This is a genomic window from Paenibacillus mesophilus (genome assembly GCF_005938385.1).
Classification (GTDB): domain Bacteria; phylum Bacillota; class Bacilli; order Paenibacillales; family NBRC-103111; genus Paenibacillus_AB; species Paenibacillus_AB mesophilus.
Window position 1 is genome coordinate 394,971 of sequence record NZ_VCRA01000001.1, and the last position, 17,688, is coordinate 412,658.

Genomic DNA, 17,688 nt, shown 5'->3' on the forward strand with positions numbered 1-17,688 from the left:
CCTCCTACGTGATTGAAACCATCGTTCGCTTGCGCAATTGCCGATTACGGGTTCGCTTTGGCCGGCGCAGCTTTAACCGATCGGAGCGACGATCTTTTCAACAAATACCACATCGGCGTCGCAAGGCAAATCGAGGAATAAACCCCGCTTACCAAACCGATCATCTTCGCCAAAGCGAACAATTTGATCGACTCGCTGCCGAACAAGTATAAGCAAAAGGCGGCGATCAAGACGGTTACGACGGTATTGATCGAACGTCCCATCGTTTGCCAGATGCTCGTATTGACTAGCTCCGACAAATCGGCGTCCGTCTTCAGCTTGGCGAACCGGAGGTTTTCCCTGATCCGGTCCAAAATAACGATCTTGTCGTTGATCGAGTAGCCGATCGTCGTCAGAACGGCCGCGACGAAAGGCAGGTCGACCTCCAGCCGGAATATCGAGAAAATCGCGATAACGAAAAACGCATCATATAAAATCGTGATAATCGCCGACAGCGCAAACCGCCATTCGAACCGGATCGTCACATACAAGCTGATCGCGATGCTGGCGACGCCTACGGCGAGCATGGCTTTATTCTTCATCTCGTTCGCCATATCCGGCGAAACCGTGTTTACTTCGCTGCTGACTTGATTGCCGAATACGCTTGTGAAAGCCGCAGTCAGCATTTTAACCTGCTCTTCCGTCAACACTTCGTCGTAACGGGCCGACACGCGGTCGCTGTTCGCCCCTCCGATTGTAAGAATGACAGGCGAAAGCTTCGCATCGGCGAATATTTGCTCGGCTTGGGCTTTATCCGTCGTCTTGCCGAGGGACAAGTCAAGCGAAGTGCCGGATTTGAAGTCGACCCCGTAGTGCATGTTGAACAGGAGCACCATAATAATCCCGATAATCGTGATGGCCGAGGAGGCAATGAAAAAGATGTTCCGATTTTTGACAAAATCGTAGCGACGTTTAGAGATCACGGATGTCTGCCTCCTTCACGCCGAAATACGTCGGCTTCTTGAATAGGTTGCTTCGAATGAGCAAATCGATCAAAAATTTCGAGAATAGGATGTTCGTCAACATACTGATCAGGATGCTCACGATCATCGTCAGGGCAAACCCCTTGATCGCCCCGTTTCCGATCGCGTAGAGCACGCCGCCTGAAATGATGTTCGTAATGTTGGCGTCCATGATCGTACGGATCGAGTGCTTGGAGCCGGATTTCAACGACGACAGCAAGCTTTTGCCGCTGCGGATTTCTTCCTTGATCCGTTCGAACTTGATAATATTGGCGTCGACCGCCATACCGATCCCGAGAATGAGCGCCGCGATGCCCGGCAGCGTCAGCGTTGCATTCATCAGGTAGAAGACGACGAGTACAAGCCATGTGTAGGCGATCAGCGTAATGGCAGCGACAATGCCGGGCACGCGGTAAAAGGCGACCATGAACACCAGAATAAGCAAAGAGCCGATGACACCGGCCTTAACCGTCTGCTCCAGCGACTGCAGGCCTAGGGTAGCGCCGATCGATTGCGTATACTTCTCCGTCAGCTTGAGCGGCAAAGCCCCCAAGTTAATAATATCTTTCAGTTCGGTTGCTTCTTCAAACGTGTAGTTGCCCGTAATCGTAGCTTTCCCGTCCGGCAATACCGATTGCACGATGGGAGCGGACAATTGCTGTTCATCCAAATAGATCGCGAGCGGCTGCCCCAGCAGCCTGCGCGTAACATCGGCGAATTTGTCCTTGTCTATGACCTCGATCTGGATAAGCGGACGGTTCGCCGTATCGAACCCGACCTTCGCCGCGCCTTCCACGAAATCGCTTCCGATCATTTCCTTCTTCCCGTCCGGTCCGCGGAACGACAGCTCGGCCGGTTTGCGGAGAAGCTCCCGGACCTGCTCCTGGTTCTCGACGCCGGCCAGCTTGACGCGAATCCGGTTCGTCCCTTCCGTCGTCACGTCGGGCTCTGCGACGCCGCTTGCGTTCGCCCGCTTCTCCAAGCTTTGCGCCGTCTGGATCAGCGAATCGCGGGTTACTTCCTTGCCTGCCTCAATCGGCTCGGCCACGTACAAAATTTCGAAGCCGCCTTTCAAGTCCAAGCCAAGTCTGACTTTTGCAAGCAATCCGGGACTTGACCATGCCACGACTCCTAGCGTAACGATCACGATAAGCAGAAATGCCGCCAATCGTTTGATGTTCATGTAAGCGACTCCCTTCCATACTCAATAGTCCTATTATACCTACCGCCTAAAATCGAGTCAATTTGACATGGTCCCCAAAAGTGACGTGACGCTTCGCAGCTTATTCCGGGTACCACACACCGCGCAAAAAAAAGCCGCGTTTCCGGTCAGAAACGGGCGTCTTTGCGGTATATGCTCATCGTCAACCAGTTCATGAGCGTCGTCACCTTGAGCGACAAAATATCGTTGACGATTTGATGCAGTTGGGGATATCCGGTTTTTGCATATTTGTCGCTTACGCAGCTCCAAATGTCCGAACCGCTTACATGATCGTATCCGAGCATCCGGAATTCCTCCGCCTTGCTGGAGCACAGCTGTTCGAACGTTTCATTCAGTTCCTCGTCCGTCAACCCGGTTCGCTCCGCCGTATCGTAAGCATCGTCATCCATCACGAATCCTCCTTGAGCTGCCGCGTCTTCGCGATCCTCACGGTTGATGTATTCGCCGTCGAAGCCCCGAATCCTTCCTCGGAATCGCCCTCCCCCAAAAATGTTGCATGAGCTTGCTCCTTGTCCGCATATTTATTAAAAAACAGGCCAGTCCATCCTATTATGGAAGGAAGTAATCCGCATTGGGGAAGCAATCGTTCATCAAAGGCACTATGATTCTACTCGCGGCCGGCATCGTAAACCGGATACTGGGCTTCGTTCCACGCATTGCGCTCCCGCGCATCATCGGCCCGGAAGGCGTTGGGCTATATCAATTAGGGTACCCGTTCATGATCGTCATCATCACGATAATTTCCAGCGGCATTCCGCTTGCCGTAGCGAAGCTCGTCGCTGAAGCCGAATCGAATAAGGACGAGCGCAAAATCCGCTCCATCCTGAAAGTATCACTTACGATCACGTGCGTTCTTGCCGTATTTTTCACGGTTTTCTGCGCGTGGGCCGCGCCTTGGATAACGACTCGCCTGCTGACCGACTCCAGAGTGTACTATACTTTCGTGAGCATGTGCCCCATCCTGCCGATCGTAGCCGTATCGGCCGTCTATCGCGGTTATTTCCAGGGCAGGCACAACATGATTCCGACAGCCGTGTCCCAAGTGGTTGAAACGTTGGTACGCATCGTCGCCATGTTGACCTTTGCATCCGTGCTTCTTCCGTATGGGATCCAGTGGGCGGCCGCAGGCGCGATGATCGGAGTAGTCGTCGGCGAGTTGTTCGGCATGCTCGTGCTGCTCTTCAGCTATTGGCGAAGCAAAATCCGCCAAGTCCGTACAAACGCCAAACCGGAAACGATTAAGATACCGGGCATTTTCCGACCGCGCGAACTATTCTCCATCGCCGTACCGGTAACGGCGAGCAAGCTCGTAGGTTCGGCATCTTATTTGCTCGAATCGATTCTGATCGCCCAAAGCCTTGCCGTTGCCGGAGTCGCCACCGCACTGGCTACGGCGCAATACGGCGTGCTGCAAGGGATGGTCATCCCGATTCTGTACTTGCCCGGGGCGCTCACGTATTCGCTTTCCGTTTCATTAATCCCGACACTGTCGGATGCGGCTGCTCGCAAAGATATGAAGACGATCCACATACGGCTTCACCAGTCGCTTCGTCTTGCTTTGGTTACCGGCGCTCCTTTCGTAGTCATCATGTACGTACTGGCCGAGCCGCTTTGCTTCTTTTTATACAAAAATGCGGAAGTGGGCAAAATGCTTAAAATGATGGCTCCGTTCGCCTTGTTCCTCTATTTCCAAGGACCGCTGCAGGCTGTTCTGCAAGCGCTGGACCGGCCCGGCAATGCGCTGGTGAACACGCTCGTCGGGGCCATAGTCAAGCTGGCGCTTATATGCTACTTGGCATCCCGCCCTCAATGGGGCATTTTGGGAGCGGTGGTTGCGATCAATATCAACATCGTGCTGGTGACGATGCTCCATTGGCGCAGCGTGTCGAGGTTGTTGAACTTCCACATGAAAGGCGGAGACTATTGGAAAACGGCGATCGCCGCCGCGGTAATGGGCGTTTGCTGCTACGCGGTCATGAACCAGACTTTGTACGGCGGACCTTTCCTGCGCTTTCTCGCCGCATCCGTCATCAGCGCGGTTGTGTATTTGGTCGGAATTTTCGCGCTCAAGCTGGTGGATCGGAGCGATATGACGCGGATTCCTTGGATTGGCAAGAAATAAGCTGCGGGAAAGCAATGACGGCTCAATACCTTTTCCTATCCAAAAACAACCGGCCCCGATGATCGATCGTACAAAAGAAAACTTGCTTGAAATCGTTGACTCCTTTGGCCTGCAGCTCGTTTTTCAGCCAAAATCGCGTCTTCCCCAACTTCTCCAAGTTATCGTCCTGCACTTTGCCGTCCATGATTAACGGCAGCGGCAGGCCTTCGTACCGGATTCGCGGAGCATTGGAAGGAGAATCGGCACCGGTCTTCGGCTGGCCGTTCTGCTGCTTCTCCTTCTCGATGACCGACAGCTTGCCCGACGTTTCCAGCACCGCGAATTCGACGTCGGATGTTCGGGTAACGGACTTTTCCCGCAGCTGCATCATCAAATCGTCCAACGTATACCTCTGCTTCCGCATTTCTTCCTGATTCAACTGACCGTTCTCGATCAAATAGCTCGGTTCCCCGTCAAACCATACCCGCATCGTGCGGCTTTTGAGCGTCAGAAAGGCGATGCCGATCTGGATCATCACCAGGGTAACAATAGGCAAAATACCTTCCATAATCGGCATATGCGGGTCATCGATAATGAACGCGGCGATTTCGGCGATCATGATGGAAATGACCAGATCGAATATGGACAGCTTGCCGATTTCCCTTTTCCCCATCAGGCGCATGACGATAAATACGACGAAGTATATGAGCACGGTGCGCAAAAAAATGATCCAAAGCTCCATCTTCTTCGACTCCTCGCACGTTCGGATTTTCATTGGTATTCTGACCGCTAACCAACCTCGTCATGCAAAAGCCGGGTATTCAATAATTGCCAAGGTCTTGTACTAAATCGGCCAAGTCCCCCATACAATGGGTACAAAAACAAGTTGCGAGGTGTATATCCGAATGAATCCTGTATCCAAATTGCCGCGGATCCGGATTACGTCACCGCTGTTATCCGGCGTAGTAAATGCGTTTATGTGGCTTTGCATCGGAGCCGTGTCGGCCTCCTTGATCGTCGCGATGACGAATGTGACGGAAGAGCTGCTGACGACGGCCACCTTTTTTATCCATGCAATCGCTTCCTTGTTCGGCGGGTTTTCAAGTGGCAAACGGTCGGGCAGCAAAGGCTGGTACCATGGGGCGTTGCTCGGATTGCTGTATACGGTCATCGTCGTGCTGATCGGTTTTTTGAGCTTCGATGCCGGACTCGGCAAAGATACGGCCGTCATGCTGGCGGTTTCGATTCCGGCCGGAGCGCTGGGCGGCATGTTCGGCGTAAATGCCAAAAAATGATGTCTGAAAATTGAAAATTCTGGAATTCTTTCACCTTTCCCTCTGGGTGTGATATAATATCTTAGTTCTCGACGCGCTACCCACCATATTTTAGGGGGAAACATCTTGTTTATTATACAATCCATGACCCACGCTACCGTACTAATCGTCATTACCATCTACGTGCTGTTGTTTCTCTCCCTAAAGAGAAATCCGTTGTACCCGTTTCATGCGGCCGGCATTTTCGTACAGGAGCTGTTTACGAATCGGAAATTTTTGCTTCACCTGCTCGGGATCGTCGTCATCCTGTTCTTCAATAAAGTAGAGATTTCTTTGGAAAATAGCATGCAGAGTACTAGCGATTTTACCCCTTCCGTCTATGGGCTCGAGGGCGATTTCGTAGCCGTTTTTCAAAGATTGTTCGAAAATGATATATTGACATCGTTTCTTACTTTTTTTTATGTCGTCGTTTTTCCGGCGGTCATGATCGCCTCGATCGGCATTTACGCGTACCAGCGCAATTTCAAGCTTTTTTACGCCGTTTGCTATGCTTTGATGATCAACTATATGATCGCCATTCCGTTTTATTTGTTTTTTCCGGTTACGGAAGTGCACGCATTTAACCCGAACGTGAAGTTTTTGATGCTTGACGCGTTTCCTACGTTCGAGAATGATTACAGACCGCTTTCGGATTTGGACAACTGCTTTCCGAGCCTTCACACCTCGATTTCCGTGACGATGGCGATGATCGCACTCAGGTCCAGGAACGGCTTCTGGAAAATATTCGCCCCGGCTTGCGCGGCGATCGTCATCTTCTCGATCTTCTATCTGGGCGTTCATTGGCTGACCGATATGGCGGCCGGCATGGTGCTCGGTCTGCTGGCGGCACGCATCGCGCTTCGCCTGAGCGAAGGCAAGACGCTGTTCGCCGGTTCCCGGGTCGGCTTGAAGAAACGGAATATCGACAGCGAATGGTAATAAAACGAGCAGGCAGTCCTTCGGGACTGCTTTTTTTTTTTTCAAACAAAAAAGAGACCTTACCGGTCTCTCGGGTCATGCTCAATCTTTTTTCTCGGCCGCGGCTTTCTCGGCTGCCGCCGGTGCCGTTGCGGATACCGCATTTACAGCCGATCGGTCGAATGTAAGCTTCGTCGAATCGTTGACGCGAAGTACGACGATATCGTCCGTAATCTCCATGATCGTGCCGTGCAAGCCGCCGATCGTCGTCACTTTGTCCCCTTTTTTAAGCTGGTTCAGCATCGAATTGCGGGTTTTCTGTCTTTTCTGCTGAGGGCGGATCAACAAGAAGTACAGTACGGCAAACATGAGCACGAACGGAATGATCGTCGTCAAGTAGCTGCCCGTTCCGGCTGTCGTTGCTGCCGCGTCTCCTGCCAAATTCCACATGAACGTTACCTCCTTTTCTAAAATCCGCGGTCGTTTTCCTGCATGCCGTACCGGTCGAAAAATTCGTCGCGGTAATCGAGCAATCGGTCTTCCGCAATGGCTTGTCTTACATTACGCATCAAGTCGAGCAGGAAGTACAGGTTGTGATACGTCGTCAGCCTGATGCCGAACGTCTCGTCCGCCTTGAGCAGATGGCGCAAATAAGCGCGGCTGTAGTTCGTGCACGTATAGCAGCCGCAATTCGGATCTAGCGGTCCGTAATCGCGGGCCAGCTTCGCGCCCTTGGCGACCAACCGGCCGCCGCTTGTCATGACGGTGCCGTTGCGGGCAATCCGGGTGGGAAGCACGCAGTCGAACATGTCCACTCCGCGAATCGCGCCTTCCAGCAGCGCATCCGGCGAACCGACGCCCATCAAGTAACGGGCTTTCTGGGAAGGAAGAAGCGGTACCGTGCTTTCCAGCATGTCGTACATAAGCTCCTTCGATTCTCCTACGCTTAATCCACCAATAGCATACCCCGGGAAATCCATGGAAGTCAACTGCGCCGCGCTCTTCTTGCGCAAATCGGCATACATGCCGCCTTGCACGATGCCGAACAGCGCCTGATCGTGCGGACGGGCATGGGATGCGAGGCATCGCTCCGCCCAACGGGACGTTCTCTCCAGCGATTTGTCCACATAATCGTAATCGGCCGGATACGGAGGGCACTCGTCGAACGCCATCATAATGTCCGAACCGAGCGCATTCTGGATCTCCATGGCGATCTCCGGGGAGATGAACAGCTTATCTCCATTCAGATGGTTGCGGAAATGAACGCCTTCCTCGGTAATTTTGCGCAGCTTGCTCAAGCTGAACACTTGAAAGCCGCCGCTGTCCGTCAAGATCGGCCGGTCCCAGTTCATGAACTTGTGCAGTCCGCCCGCTTCGCGGACGATATCGTGGCCCGGGCGCAAAAACAGGTGGTATGTGTTGCTCAAAATAATGTGCGCGTCCATTTGCTTTAATTCTTCCGGGCTCATCGTCTTGACGGTTGCTTGCGTGCCTACCGGCATGAACGTCGGCGTATCGATGACGCCATGGAGCGTATGAAGACGGCCGAGCCGGGCGCCGGATTGCTTGCATGTTTTGATTAGTTCGTATCGGACTGCTGCCATCGACTTTTCCTTTCCTTGCTTTTTATTGTTCTGACTCACATAATTGTTGAAAAGTATAGTTCGAACTCCAACTTCAAGCGTGTCCCCGAAAGGGGACGAAGAGCGTTCCTACTGTTCAGATCCATCGAAGCTCGTCTCTGCCCGCATTGGAACGGGGTCATGGGGCAGAGCCCCGTGTCCTCCCCCTTGGCGAAGGGGGAAAGAGGGGGATCGAAACTTAATAAATAAACATGGCGTCCCCGAAGCTGAAAAACCGGTACTGCCGTTCGATCGCTTCTTGGTAGGCGCGTTTGATCCGGTCCGTTCCGGCCAAGGCGCTTACGAGCATGACCAGCGTCGACTTCGGCAAATGAAAATTCGTCAGCAGCGCATCCACGATTTGAAACGTATACCCCGGGTACATAAAAATGCCGGACCATCCGTCGCAAGCCTCGATCGGCTTGTCGCCGAAACGTCCCGCCACCGTCTCGAGCGTTCGCGCGGACGTTGTTCCGACCGCCACGACTCGCCTTCCTTCCGCCTTCGCGGCATTCAACGCGGCAGCCGTTTCCGCAGGGACCGAATAATATTCTTCGTGCATCGTATGCTCCTCGATCCGATCGACCGATACCGGACGAAACGTGCCCAACCCGACGTGCAGCGTTACCGTAACGATATGCACTCCGATGCGGGCGATCTTCTCCAAATATTCCGGCGTGAAGTGAAGCCCTGCCGTCGGAGCCGCTGCGGATCCAGGATGACGCGAATATACCGTCTGGTACCGTTCCCGATCCGCAAGGCTTTCCTTAATATAGGGAGGCAGCGGCATCGTGCCGAGCCGGTCCAATAGTTCGCGGAATATTCCCGTATATTCGAAGCGGACGATTCTGGCTCCCATCTCTCCCTCTTCCTCCACGACAGCCTGGAGAAGCGGCTCCGCAGAAGAGGCGGTTTGCCCGCTTTCGCCGAATCGGATAACGGCGCCCCGCTTCAATCGTTTCGCCGGACGGGCGAGCGTCTCCCACCGGTCGTCGCCGAGCTCTTTCAGCAGCAGCAGCTCGACTTGCGCTCCGGTGTCCGCCTTCACGCCAAAAAGCCGGGCTGGAATGACCCGTGTATCGTTCAACACGAGCGTGTCGCCGGCTTGCAAATAGTCGATCAGTTGTTCAAACGAATGATGGCCGATTGCCCCGCTCGACTTGTCGAGCGTGAGCAACCGGGAAGAAGTTCGGTTCGATAACGGCGTCTGCGCGATCAGCGATTCGGGCAGATCAAAGTCGAATGCATTGACATCCATTTCAGTCAGTCCTTAGCGATAGTAATCCCGATATAATAGTATTGCAGAATACGTTTATAGTCATACCCGCTCTCCGCAAGCCCCCGGGCTCCCCATTGGGACATGCCGAGTCCGTGTCCCGACCCGCTGCCCGTCAAGCGGAACTGCGGTTCTTTCGTGACGGTACGGATCGTGCCGCCCTGGCCCATGACGATCATGGCGGGGCCGGCGATAGGCGCGGCACTTGAAGCTCCAGCGGAAGATTTCCCCGTCGCGTACAGCGTTCCTTTCGTTTCCGGCAGGCTCCGGGTTTGTCCGTTCGCCCCCAATACAGTATACCTTCCTGTCTCTTCGATTTCAAACCGGGTGCTCGGCGCATCGAACAATGCATTCCGGTATTGATCCGGCTTCGGCACCGTTATCGGCAGCCCGTTCGCCTTAAGCTCGATTGCGCGGCCGGATGGACCGCGTTTGCTCACTTCCAGCTTCTCCAGCTTGCCCGCTATCGGCTTGGCAATCGTTAGATTCAATTCCTTCAGCAGCTCGTCTGCGGGGTAAGGGCCTCGAACCCAAACGTAGTCGTTCGATTCGGCGGTTTTGCCGAGCGATGTGAGCTTGTCTCCCTGATTGACAGTAGCGATTGCCCCATTCTTGACGTCGTCTACGTAAGGAGCCGAGCGGACGTTGATCCCGTTTCCTTTGACCGTCACGATCGGCAGCCCGGCCCCGTTGCGCTCCGAGCTCTCCGTTACGAAGTCTTCGCGAATGTAACCGATGCTGCCGTTAGGCAAAGCGATTTGATGCCATTGCTGTTTATTTTTCCCGGCGCCTTCGTCCGGACTCGGCGTCGATTTAATATGGGGAATCGCTTGGCCCCACACTTCTACCGGATCGCCGGTCATCCCGCCCCCGTTGGAATAAAATAAAGGCTCTACGAGCGTGCCGCCTACGGTCACCACTTCGCCTGCGGTAGCAGCCACGGCTGCCGCAACCCGCTCATCCTCCCTTTGGATGCCGTAGTACACTTGATCGGAGGAGGAATCGGAGACGTTGGCAATCTGATATTTCATGCCCCGGCTGAGCGCGAACGAGCGGGCCGCTACCGCTTGCGCCTTCAACGCCTCGGCCGGCCAGGACGGACTCATCTCCGCCCCTACGACGGATACGAGGTATTGCTCGAAAGGAAGCTCGTTCACGACGGCAAGCTTGCCGTTCAGTTGGCTCAATTCGATGCTTCCCCGGTATTGGCGGGCGCTTTTCTCGGTGACGGTAATTCCGTCTTCCTTCGGAGTCACCCACACTTTATGCGTGGCCGGGTTGAACGCGAAATGACCGACTGCGGCAGACCCGCCGGATGAGACGGACGCGGTAACATCGTCCCGCTTCAATAAATAAGGCGCGGCCGGGTCGACGGGTTGAAGAGCCAAGCCGGGCGCCAGCTTCAAAGCTTGCATCTGGATGGCGTTCAGCTGCTCCGTATCCGCCGCTTCCCCGATCCATACTTGATACGCCGGTACGTCCCCCGCTTCCAGAAGTACGGCCCACGCGTCCAAGCCAAGCTGCCGTAAAGCTTCGGCTTGCTGCCCTGCCGCGGCTTCCGTCGGATACGCGCCTGCGTTCCAATGAAGCGGTCCGGCGATTGTCGCGGCCGCTCCTTTCAGCAAAGCCGTCACTGAGGCGTTCGTGGCGATACGCTGCTTGGCGGCGTTAGCCTCTTCTTTCGTCGCGTACATGCCCGAATACACTTGATAGACGGTTTTGCCCTGCTTGGCCATCTGGAAGATGTAAGGCTTATCCTGCGTGCCGTTCAATGCTTGCAGCAGCAATTTGGCTGCGGAAGCATCGGGCGTTTCCAGCAGCAGCACTTTATAGCCGTCGATGCTGAACCGCACTTGGGCGCCTGCGGGAACAGCCGACCAATATCGAACGGCGGAAGAAGCTCGGATGCCGATATCCAGCCCTTTCGGTGAAGACAACGTCACCGTCGGGACAGTCACATTATAGTTTTTACCGTCCGATACATATAGCGCGACGCGAATCTGATCCAATTTCGGCACGGCGGCATAGCTTGTCGTATTCATGGCGGGCACGCATAACGCAATCGCCAGCAACGCCGCAACCCAGACGGCGAACCGCCGGGGCCCTTTTCGTCGTCTCGTCATCGAATACATCCCGTTGCCAAGAACTTATAAAAGTTTATAAATCCTTGTTTGCTTCCTGCTTCCATGTGTCCGCTTTTGCCGGAGCCACGTCAAAGCTTCACTTTGACTTCCGGCCAGTGGCTACTTGCGTTTGATGTGACACTCCACAGGCGTAAATTCGGATGCAACGAATCCTACTATTGGCGTTAGCGTTGCGGATGCTATATCGCCAATTTCGACAGGTTAATCGCCGCATTCATGTCACGGTCGATCACATGTCCGCAATTGCATGCGTAGGTGCGCTCGGACAGCTTCAGATTCGATTTGATCTCTCCACAACTTGAGCACATTTTTGATGAAGGGAACCATTTGTCGGCTTGTATGAATGTGGCGCCGATCCTCTCGCATTTGTATTTCATCTGCCGAATGAACTCATACAGCTTTTGTCCGGCAAGCGCTTTGCTCAAATGGCGGTTCTTCATCATCCCGCTCACATTCAAATGTTCCATCACCACGACGCTCGGCTTGGTTTTCGCTATCGCGCTTGTAGCCAGGTGAATGTGATTGGTGCGGATATTCGTCAGTCTCCGATGAAGCAAACGGATTGATTGTTCGACCTTTATAAGGTTGCGTGTCTTGACGAAACGGGTTCCCTCCTTGTTCATTTCGTATTTGCGGGAAGCCTTGCGCTGCAACCTGCGCAAGCGTTTAACCGTTTTTCTTACGGCGTGAGACTTGTTGATGTTCTTGAACCTCATGCCGTTACTGCAGACCGCTAATTCTTTAAGACCAACGTCGATACCGATAACCTCGCCCGACAGTTCGGGCTTCTCTTGTTCCTGCCGCACACTAACGGATACATACCAATACTTGCCGTCATACGATATTCGCGGATTGCTGTACTTATCCGATTCCGGGATCGGTTCATTCGTTTGAACCCAACCGATCTTTTCGAGATAAACAGTAGTTCCATCGGTCTTAAATCGGTCATAACGACTATAAAATGCCGGTTTCGATCGCTTCTTGGTCTTGAACTTCGGCTTTCCGGATTGCCCCTTGAACATCTTCTTATAGGCGTTGCATGCGTCGATGACGGCTTGTTTCGTTGTTTGGGCAGAGATCTCGCCGAGCCACGCATATTCTTCCGTTTGCTTCAGCTTCGTCAGTTCCTTCCGCAGTTCACCGTCAGGAATGAACTTGCCGCCTCTCCGGTAGTTTTCTTCCTGTCTGGCAAGCGTCCAATTGTATACCCATCGGGCCGCCCCAGCCGAACGCAATAACGCTTGTTGCTGCTCAGGAGTCGGTTTGATTCTGACTTTTTTCGCAAGAATCATCTTCATCAGCTCCCTGAGCATCTTCTTCGCTATGTTCGCCAGCTTTCCTTGTAACAGGCGACTAAATACCGTGAAAATCTGAATCAGATCTTCCACCAATTCTTGTTCTTCCGTTTTCTCCGTGTGGTCAATGATTTCGATGGATGTTCCGTATTGGCCGCATACGTTCTCCATAAGTTCAAAGCCGAATCGAATCAACCTGTCCCTGTTTAGGACAACAATCTTATTTGCCGTCGGCGGAAGGCATGGGCAAGCCGAGATGCCGGTAAGCCGCCGCAGTCGCCGTTCTGCCTCGGGGAGTCCTCTGCAAGAAGCCGATTTGCAGCAAATACGGCTCGTACACGTCCTCGATCGTCTGGCTTTCTTCGCCGATCGTAGCCGCAATCGTATCGAGTCCGACCGGACCGCCGCGGAAATGGGTCATAATCGCCCGCAGCATCTTATGGTCGATCTCGTCAAGCCCCAGATCGTCGACCTGTATCATCTTCAGCGCCAATCGGGCCATCTCCGCCGTCACGATGCCGTCCCCTTTGACCTGGGCATAGTCGCGTACCCGCTTCAGCAGCCGGTTGGCGATCCTCGGCGTACCCCGCGAGCGTTTGCCGATTTCGTCGGCCGCTTCTCCGACGATGCCGACCTGCAAAATATCGGCCGCACGGCTGACGATATAGCTCAACTCGTCGACCGTATAATATTCCAGCCTGCTGACGACGCCGAATCGGTCCCGCAGAGGAGCCGAGAGCAGCCCCGCGCGAGTAGTGGCGCCTACAAGCGTGAATGCGGGCAAATCGAGCCGCACGGAACGGGCGCTCGGTCCTTTGCCGATAATGATGTCGAGCGCGAAGTCCTCCATCGCCGGATACAGCACCTCCTCCACAGTCCGGTGAAGCCGGTGAATTTCGTCGATGAACAGCACGTCGCCTTCCTGCAAATTCGTCAGAATCGCCGCCAAGTCGCCCGGACGCTCGATGGCGGGACCGGAAGTCGTGCGGATATTGACGCCGAGCTCATTCGCGATTATATTCGACAAAGTCGTCTTGCCGAGACCCGGCGGTCCGTACAGCAGCACATGGTCCAGCGCTTCCTTGCGCATTTTGGCCGCTTCTATGTATATTTTCAAGTTTTCCTTCACTTGGGATTGGCCGATATATTCCGCCAAATAGCGAGGCCGCAGGCTTAGCTCGACTGCCTCGTCCTCCATCATCAAATGGGCCGAAATGATCCGGTCCTCCATACGCGATCCGCCTCCTTCCCGACTTCATTATCCGGCGTACAACGTTTGCAGCGCCAGCTTGATCAGCGTATCCGGGGAATCGCCTTCCTTCGCCTTCGACTTTACGGTTTGCCACGCCCGGTCGGCTTCCGCTTCGGTATAACCGAGCGCAAGCAATGCTTCCTTCGCTTCGGACCATGCGCCGGTTCCGGGCGATCCCGGCATTCGCGTTTCCTGAAGCGCCACGGACAATGCAGCGCCGTCGAAGCCCGCCGATACCGCAGCGAGCTTGTCCTTCAAGTCGAGGATGATCCGCTGCGCCGTCTTCTTCCCGATGCCCGGCAGCTTCATCAGAAACGTTACGTTTTCCTGCTGAATGGCGGCTACGACCGCTTCCGGACGAGCTCCGGACAATATGCCGAGCGCTACCTTCGGACCGATGCCGGTAACGTCGATCAGCCGGCGGAACAGCGACTGCTCCTCGCGGGAGGCGAAGCCGAACAGCAATATCGCATCCTCGCGCACATGATGATGAATGTACACCGTAACCTCGCCCGATCTGTCCGGCAACGCGTACGGATTCGGGCAGAATACCCGATAACCGACTCCATGCACGTCGATGACGGCATACTCGGGCTCGCGGTGAGCCACTTTACCGCGCAAAAAATCGATCATTGCTTCCCAACTCCGTTCAATTTTTGCTGCAATCCGGCCGAATGCGCATGGCAGATCGCGATCGCCAGCGCATCGGCCACGTCGTCGGGCTTCGGGACAGCCGCCAGCTTCAGAAACATGCGGACCATTTCCTGCACCTGCTTCTTCTCCGCCTTGCCGTAACCGACGATCGCCTGCTTCACCTGAAGCGGCGTATATTCCGCGATCGGAATGCCTTTCTGCACCGCGGCCAGCATGAGTACGCCCCTCGCTTGGCCGACGGTGAGCGCCGTCGTGACGTTTTTGTTGAAGAACAGCTTCTCGATCGCCATCGCATCCGGCTTGTACTTGTCGATCAGATGAACGAGCGCCTCGTATATTTCCTGCAGGCGCACGGCCGAATCGGTAGTCGACTCGGTCTGGATGCTGCCGTACTGGACGGGAACGAGCTTATGTCCCTGCTTATCAATAAAACCGAACCCGACGATCGCGATCCCCGGGTCTATGCCCAATACGCGCACTAGAAAGCCCCTCACTCTCGATCCATAAGCGAACATATGTGTCCTCTATGAATTATAGCAAATTGAGCCTGCTATGGACAGCTTCTGGAATAACGGCAATTCGACAATAATCGAGCCAGGCTAAATCAGCGCGCAAAAAAAAAGGCCAACCAAACCTCTGGTTGACCTCAAGCTTTATTCGGCGTTCTTCATCACTTTCTCCGTCTCCTCGACGGCAAATTCGCTGAACGTGGACAGGACGCTGTTGTACTCCTCCATGTCCAGGACGCGGATCCCTTCCTTCAATTGATCGACCGCTTCGGGCTGCAGGCTGCTTTCCAAGTAACCCATGTTCAGCTGGAAAAAGGTTCGGATCACTTTCTCGTCATCCGGCGGACCTTCGAACAACGACAAATTGCCGTTTTTGTCCAAGCCGAAATAGGCGTTGTTTTTGCAGGCTGACGATAGATCGTCGATTTTTTCCGTAAACGTGACGATGCCGTCACCGCCGAGCTCGACATTCCATTGCGGGTGCTCGTTATGGAGGCTTATCACTTCATCCGCGGCCATTTGTCCGATTAATCCATTTTCTTCGCCGCATACGTACACCTTGTGCATATAAACGTCGCGCTTGCCGCCCGCTTCGCGTATACGGTTCCATACCTCCCGCACTTCCGCCGACGGCCCGCGTTCCCGAACCGTTCCCGTATCCGGAAAAGCCGACGCTTGCGCCGAATCCGCTTCGCTCCCCGGCATATCCGAGGAACGGGACGCATATACCGTAAATATGCCGACGGCCGCCGCCACAATGAAAAAGCCAAGCGACAACCATCGTCTTTTTTGCCGAAGACGCTTTTTCAGCTGCTTGTACAAGCTTGACAAATTCATGGAATCCCCTTCTGTCACTAGATTTTTTTTCTAGTTTTCCCAGCAGGGGACCCGATTATACACGATAGCGCTCGCTGTAGTGCCTGTTTACGCGCGAATCCACGGTCTATTATGTTTTTTCTCTTGTTTTGCCGACGGCTGCTTCCGTTTCGGCGCCCTCGTCTTCGTATTGATCGATACTTTCGCTTCGCGGGGTTTCTCCGCTTGCACCGCTTCGCCCCCTCTTACCGAGGCCAGGCCGATATCTCCCGTGCGCTCGTCGCCGCAGCCGCAATCTTCCTTCTTCGCCCAGGAGGCGTGCGGAGAGTACGCCCCACGAGATTCCGCGTCCGGCATCGCGTAAGGAAAGCCGTACATGCCCGAAGGATAAGAACCGTATCCTTGGCAAGGAAGGCAAGGTCCGCCCGACATTTGCGGATAAGTATAGGACGGCTGTGCATACATCGGCATTTGCACGGCAGGCGATGGAGCGGAAGGATATCCCGGATTCCAATCCGAAACTTCGCCCATTACGCCCGATGACTTCGCATGCCCCGTGCTCTTTTGTTCCGAGACGGGCATCTGCATGACAGGCGCCACCGGCATCGCATTCATGTAAGGGAAAGCATGGTCGTGCTGCGAAGCCGGCATTTGCTGGGCGGGCATCACATTGTCGAAGCTCCAAGGATAATGGGCAGGCAGCGGCTGCGCTTGCTCCATGCTTTGCGCGAACGGGTACGAGTACGACTGCGGCTGGGCCGAACCGTAAGCGTACGGGAACGACTGCATTTCAGGCTGCTCTAAGCCTTTGTCGTGCGGGAACGATGCGGCATACGAGGGCTGCAGGCTGTACGGGCTCATCGCTTCCATAGCGGGCATTTGGTACTGGGCGAACGGAAATTCGGCCTCCTCGTGTTCGGTGACCATCGGCTGTTTCATTTCTTCCGCCTCCACCTCCTCCTTTACCGCATGTTCGACCATCCCCGTCCATTCGGGCGCTTCCTCGTTGACAGGCAGCGCTTCTGTCACTTCCTCGGCCGCTTCGGCCATTTCGATAACCTGAGGCTGCTCTGCCGTCGCTTCGGCTGCGACACTGCCCGCTTCGTGCGGAGTTTCCGTTCCCAGCTTCGGAATGTACACGATATCGCCCGTCATCAGCACGTTCGGGTTTTTCAGGTGCGGATTCGCATCGATAACGGCTTTCAGCGGGATGTCCCACGCCTTGGCCAATTTCCACAGCGAATCGCCCTGCACGACTACGTGCTTGTGCGTAATGGCGCCTACCGGAGGCGGAACCGCCGCGCCAGTGGACGGGATCTTAATTTTCATGCCTACGTCGATTTGGTCGGGATCGGCAAGCTGGCTATTGAATGAGATCAGCTTCTGCAGCTCGATTCCGTACTTTTTGGCGATGTGAAAGAGCGTTTCTCCCTTTTTCACCAGATGGATTTTCACCGGACTGAAACCTCCCGTTGTCTTGAATAACAATACAGTCTATGCACGAGATAGGCGTTTGACATCATCTGCCGAAAAAAAAGCCCGCCGGATTCAAAATCCGACAGGCA

17 protein-coding genes and 1 pseudogene are annotated in these 17,688 nt (G+C 54.5%); 3 read left to right on the forward strand and 15 right to left on the reverse strand.

All coding sequences use genetic code 11. The features are described from left to right. Positions 1-44: 44 nt before the first annotated feature. The 3 genes from secF to FE783_RS01435 form a co-directional block, all read right to left on the reverse strand. Entirely contained in the window at positions 45-962 is a 918-nt protein-coding gene (gene secF / locus FE783_RS01425) for a protein translocase subunit SecF (protein ID WP_138877525.1), read from the reverse strand. Beyond that, the gene (gene secD / locus FE783_RS01430) at positions 952-2,184 is read right to left on the reverse strand and encodes a protein translocase subunit SecD (RefSeq protein ID WP_138877526.1); all 1,233 of its coding nucleotides are present in this window, start codon (positions 2,182-2,184) and stop codon (positions 952-954) included. Before secD ends, secF begins: the two co-directional genes overlap by 11 nt. A gap of 146 nt (positions 2,185-2,330) precedes the next feature. Continuing rightward, entirely contained in the window at positions 2,331-2,612 is a 282-nt protein-coding gene (locus tag FE783_RS01435; protein ID WP_138877527.1) for a post-transcriptional regulator, read from the reverse strand. Positions 2,613-2,794: 182 nt separating this feature from the next. On the opposite strand from FE783_RS01435, the gene spoVB reads away from it, so the two are divergent. Beyond that, positions 2,795-4,345, forward strand: a complete 1,551-nt coding sequence (spoVB, locus tag FE783_RS01440; protein ID WP_138877528.1) for a stage V sporulation protein B — start codon at positions 2,795-2,797, stop codon at positions 4,343-4,345. A 22-nt stretch (positions 4,346-4,367) separates the two neighbouring features. Here spoVB and FE783_RS01445 read toward each other — a convergent pair whose 3' ends face one another. Beyond that, a complete protein-coding gene (locus FE783_RS01445; RefSeq protein ID WP_138877529.1) occupies positions 4,368-5,066 on the reverse strand; it encodes a DUF421 domain-containing protein in 699 nt (232 codons plus the stop codon). A gap of 163 nt (positions 5,067-5,229) precedes the next feature. On the opposite strand from FE783_RS01445, the gene FE783_RS01450 reads away from it, so the two are divergent. Together FE783_RS01450 and FE783_RS01455 are read left to right on the forward strand one after the other, a co-directional pair. After that, positions 5,230-5,619, forward strand: coding sequence for a TIGR04086 family membrane protein (locus tag FE783_RS01450; protein WP_138877530.1), 390 nt, complete (start codon positions 5,230-5,232; stop codon positions 5,617-5,619). A 105-nt stretch (positions 5,620-5,724) separates the two neighbouring features. Next, positions 5,725-6,576, forward strand: a complete 852-nt coding sequence (locus FE783_RS01455) for a phosphatase PAP2 family protein (protein ID WP_138877531.1) — start codon at positions 5,725-5,727, stop codon at positions 6,574-6,576. An 81-nt stretch (positions 6,577-6,657) separates the two neighbouring features. Here FE783_RS01455 and yajC read toward each other — a convergent pair whose 3' ends face one another. The 11 genes and pseudogenes from yajC to FE783_RS01510 form a co-directional block, all read right to left on the reverse strand. Then, positions 6,658-7,005, reverse strand: coding sequence for a preprotein translocase subunit YajC (gene yajC / locus FE783_RS01460; protein ID WP_138877532.1), 348 nt, complete (start codon positions 7,003-7,005; stop codon positions 6,658-6,660). 17 nt (positions 7,006-7,022) lie between these two features. Then, positions 7,023-8,159 (reverse strand): tRNA guanosine(34) transglycosylase Tgt, encoded by a 1,137-nt coding sequence (gene tgt, locus FE783_RS01465; protein ID WP_138877533.1) that lies wholly within the window; start codon positions 8,157-8,159, stop codon positions 7,023-7,025. A gap of 217 nt (positions 8,160-8,376) precedes the next feature. After that, positions 8,377-9,435, reverse strand: a complete 1,059-nt coding sequence (gene queA / locus FE783_RS01470; RefSeq protein WP_138877534.1) for a tRNA preQ1(34) S-adenosylmethionine ribosyltransferase-isomerase QueA — start codon at positions 9,433-9,435, stop codon at positions 8,377-8,379. Positions 9,436-9,440: 5 nt separating this feature from the next. Then, entirely contained in the window at positions 9,441-11,576 is a 2,136-nt protein-coding gene (locus tag FE783_RS01475; RefSeq protein ID WP_238402819.1) for a SpoIID/LytB domain-containing protein, read from the reverse strand. A 200-nt stretch (positions 11,577-11,776) separates the two neighbouring features. Further along, on the reverse strand, positions 11,777-12,889 hold the full coding sequence (locus FE783_RS01480; protein ID WP_138877767.1) for an RNA-guided endonuclease InsQ/TnpB family protein: 1,113 nt from the start codon (positions 12,887-12,889) through the stop codon (positions 11,777-11,779). Beyond that, a pseudogene (locus FE783_RS01485) lies at positions 12,849-13,114 on the reverse strand (IS607 family transposase); the annotation flags it as partial. The gene FE783_RS01480 and the pseudogene FE783_RS01485, both read right to left, overlap by 41 nt. After that, positions 13,113-14,123 carry a Holliday junction branch migration DNA helicase RuvB gene (gene ruvB / locus FE783_RS01490; RefSeq protein WP_138877535.1) on the reverse strand — a complete coding sequence of 337 codons (1,011 nt, stop codon included), beginning with the start codon at positions 14,121-14,123 and terminating at the stop codon, positions 13,113-13,115. The gene ruvB and the pseudogene FE783_RS01485, both read right to left, overlap by 2 nt. A gap of 27 nt (positions 14,124-14,150) precedes the next feature. Beyond that, positions 14,151-14,777: a Holliday junction branch migration protein RuvA gene (gene ruvA / locus FE783_RS01495; protein WP_138877536.1), complete on the reverse strand. Its 627-nt coding sequence runs from the start codon at positions 14,775-14,777 to the stop codon at positions 14,151-14,153. Further along, complete coding sequence (gene ruvC, locus FE783_RS01500) at positions 14,774-15,277, reverse strand: crossover junction endodeoxyribonuclease RuvC (RefSeq protein ID WP_138877537.1); 504 nt, start codon at positions 15,275-15,277, stop codon at positions 14,774-14,776. Before ruvC ends, ruvA begins: the two co-directional genes overlap by 4 nt. Before the next feature lie 174 nt (positions 15,278-15,451). Next, positions 15,452-16,144, reverse strand: coding sequence for a BofC C-terminal domain-containing protein (locus tag FE783_RS01505; RefSeq protein WP_138877538.1), 693 nt, complete (start codon positions 16,142-16,144; stop codon positions 15,452-15,454). Positions 16,145-16,231: 87 nt separating this feature from the next. After that, positions 16,232-17,578: a LysM peptidoglycan-binding domain-containing protein gene (locus tag FE783_RS01510; protein WP_158301568.1), complete on the reverse strand. Its 1,347-nt coding sequence runs from the start codon at positions 17,576-17,578 to the stop codon at positions 16,232-16,234. Positions 17,579-17,688 lie beyond the last annotated feature (110 nt).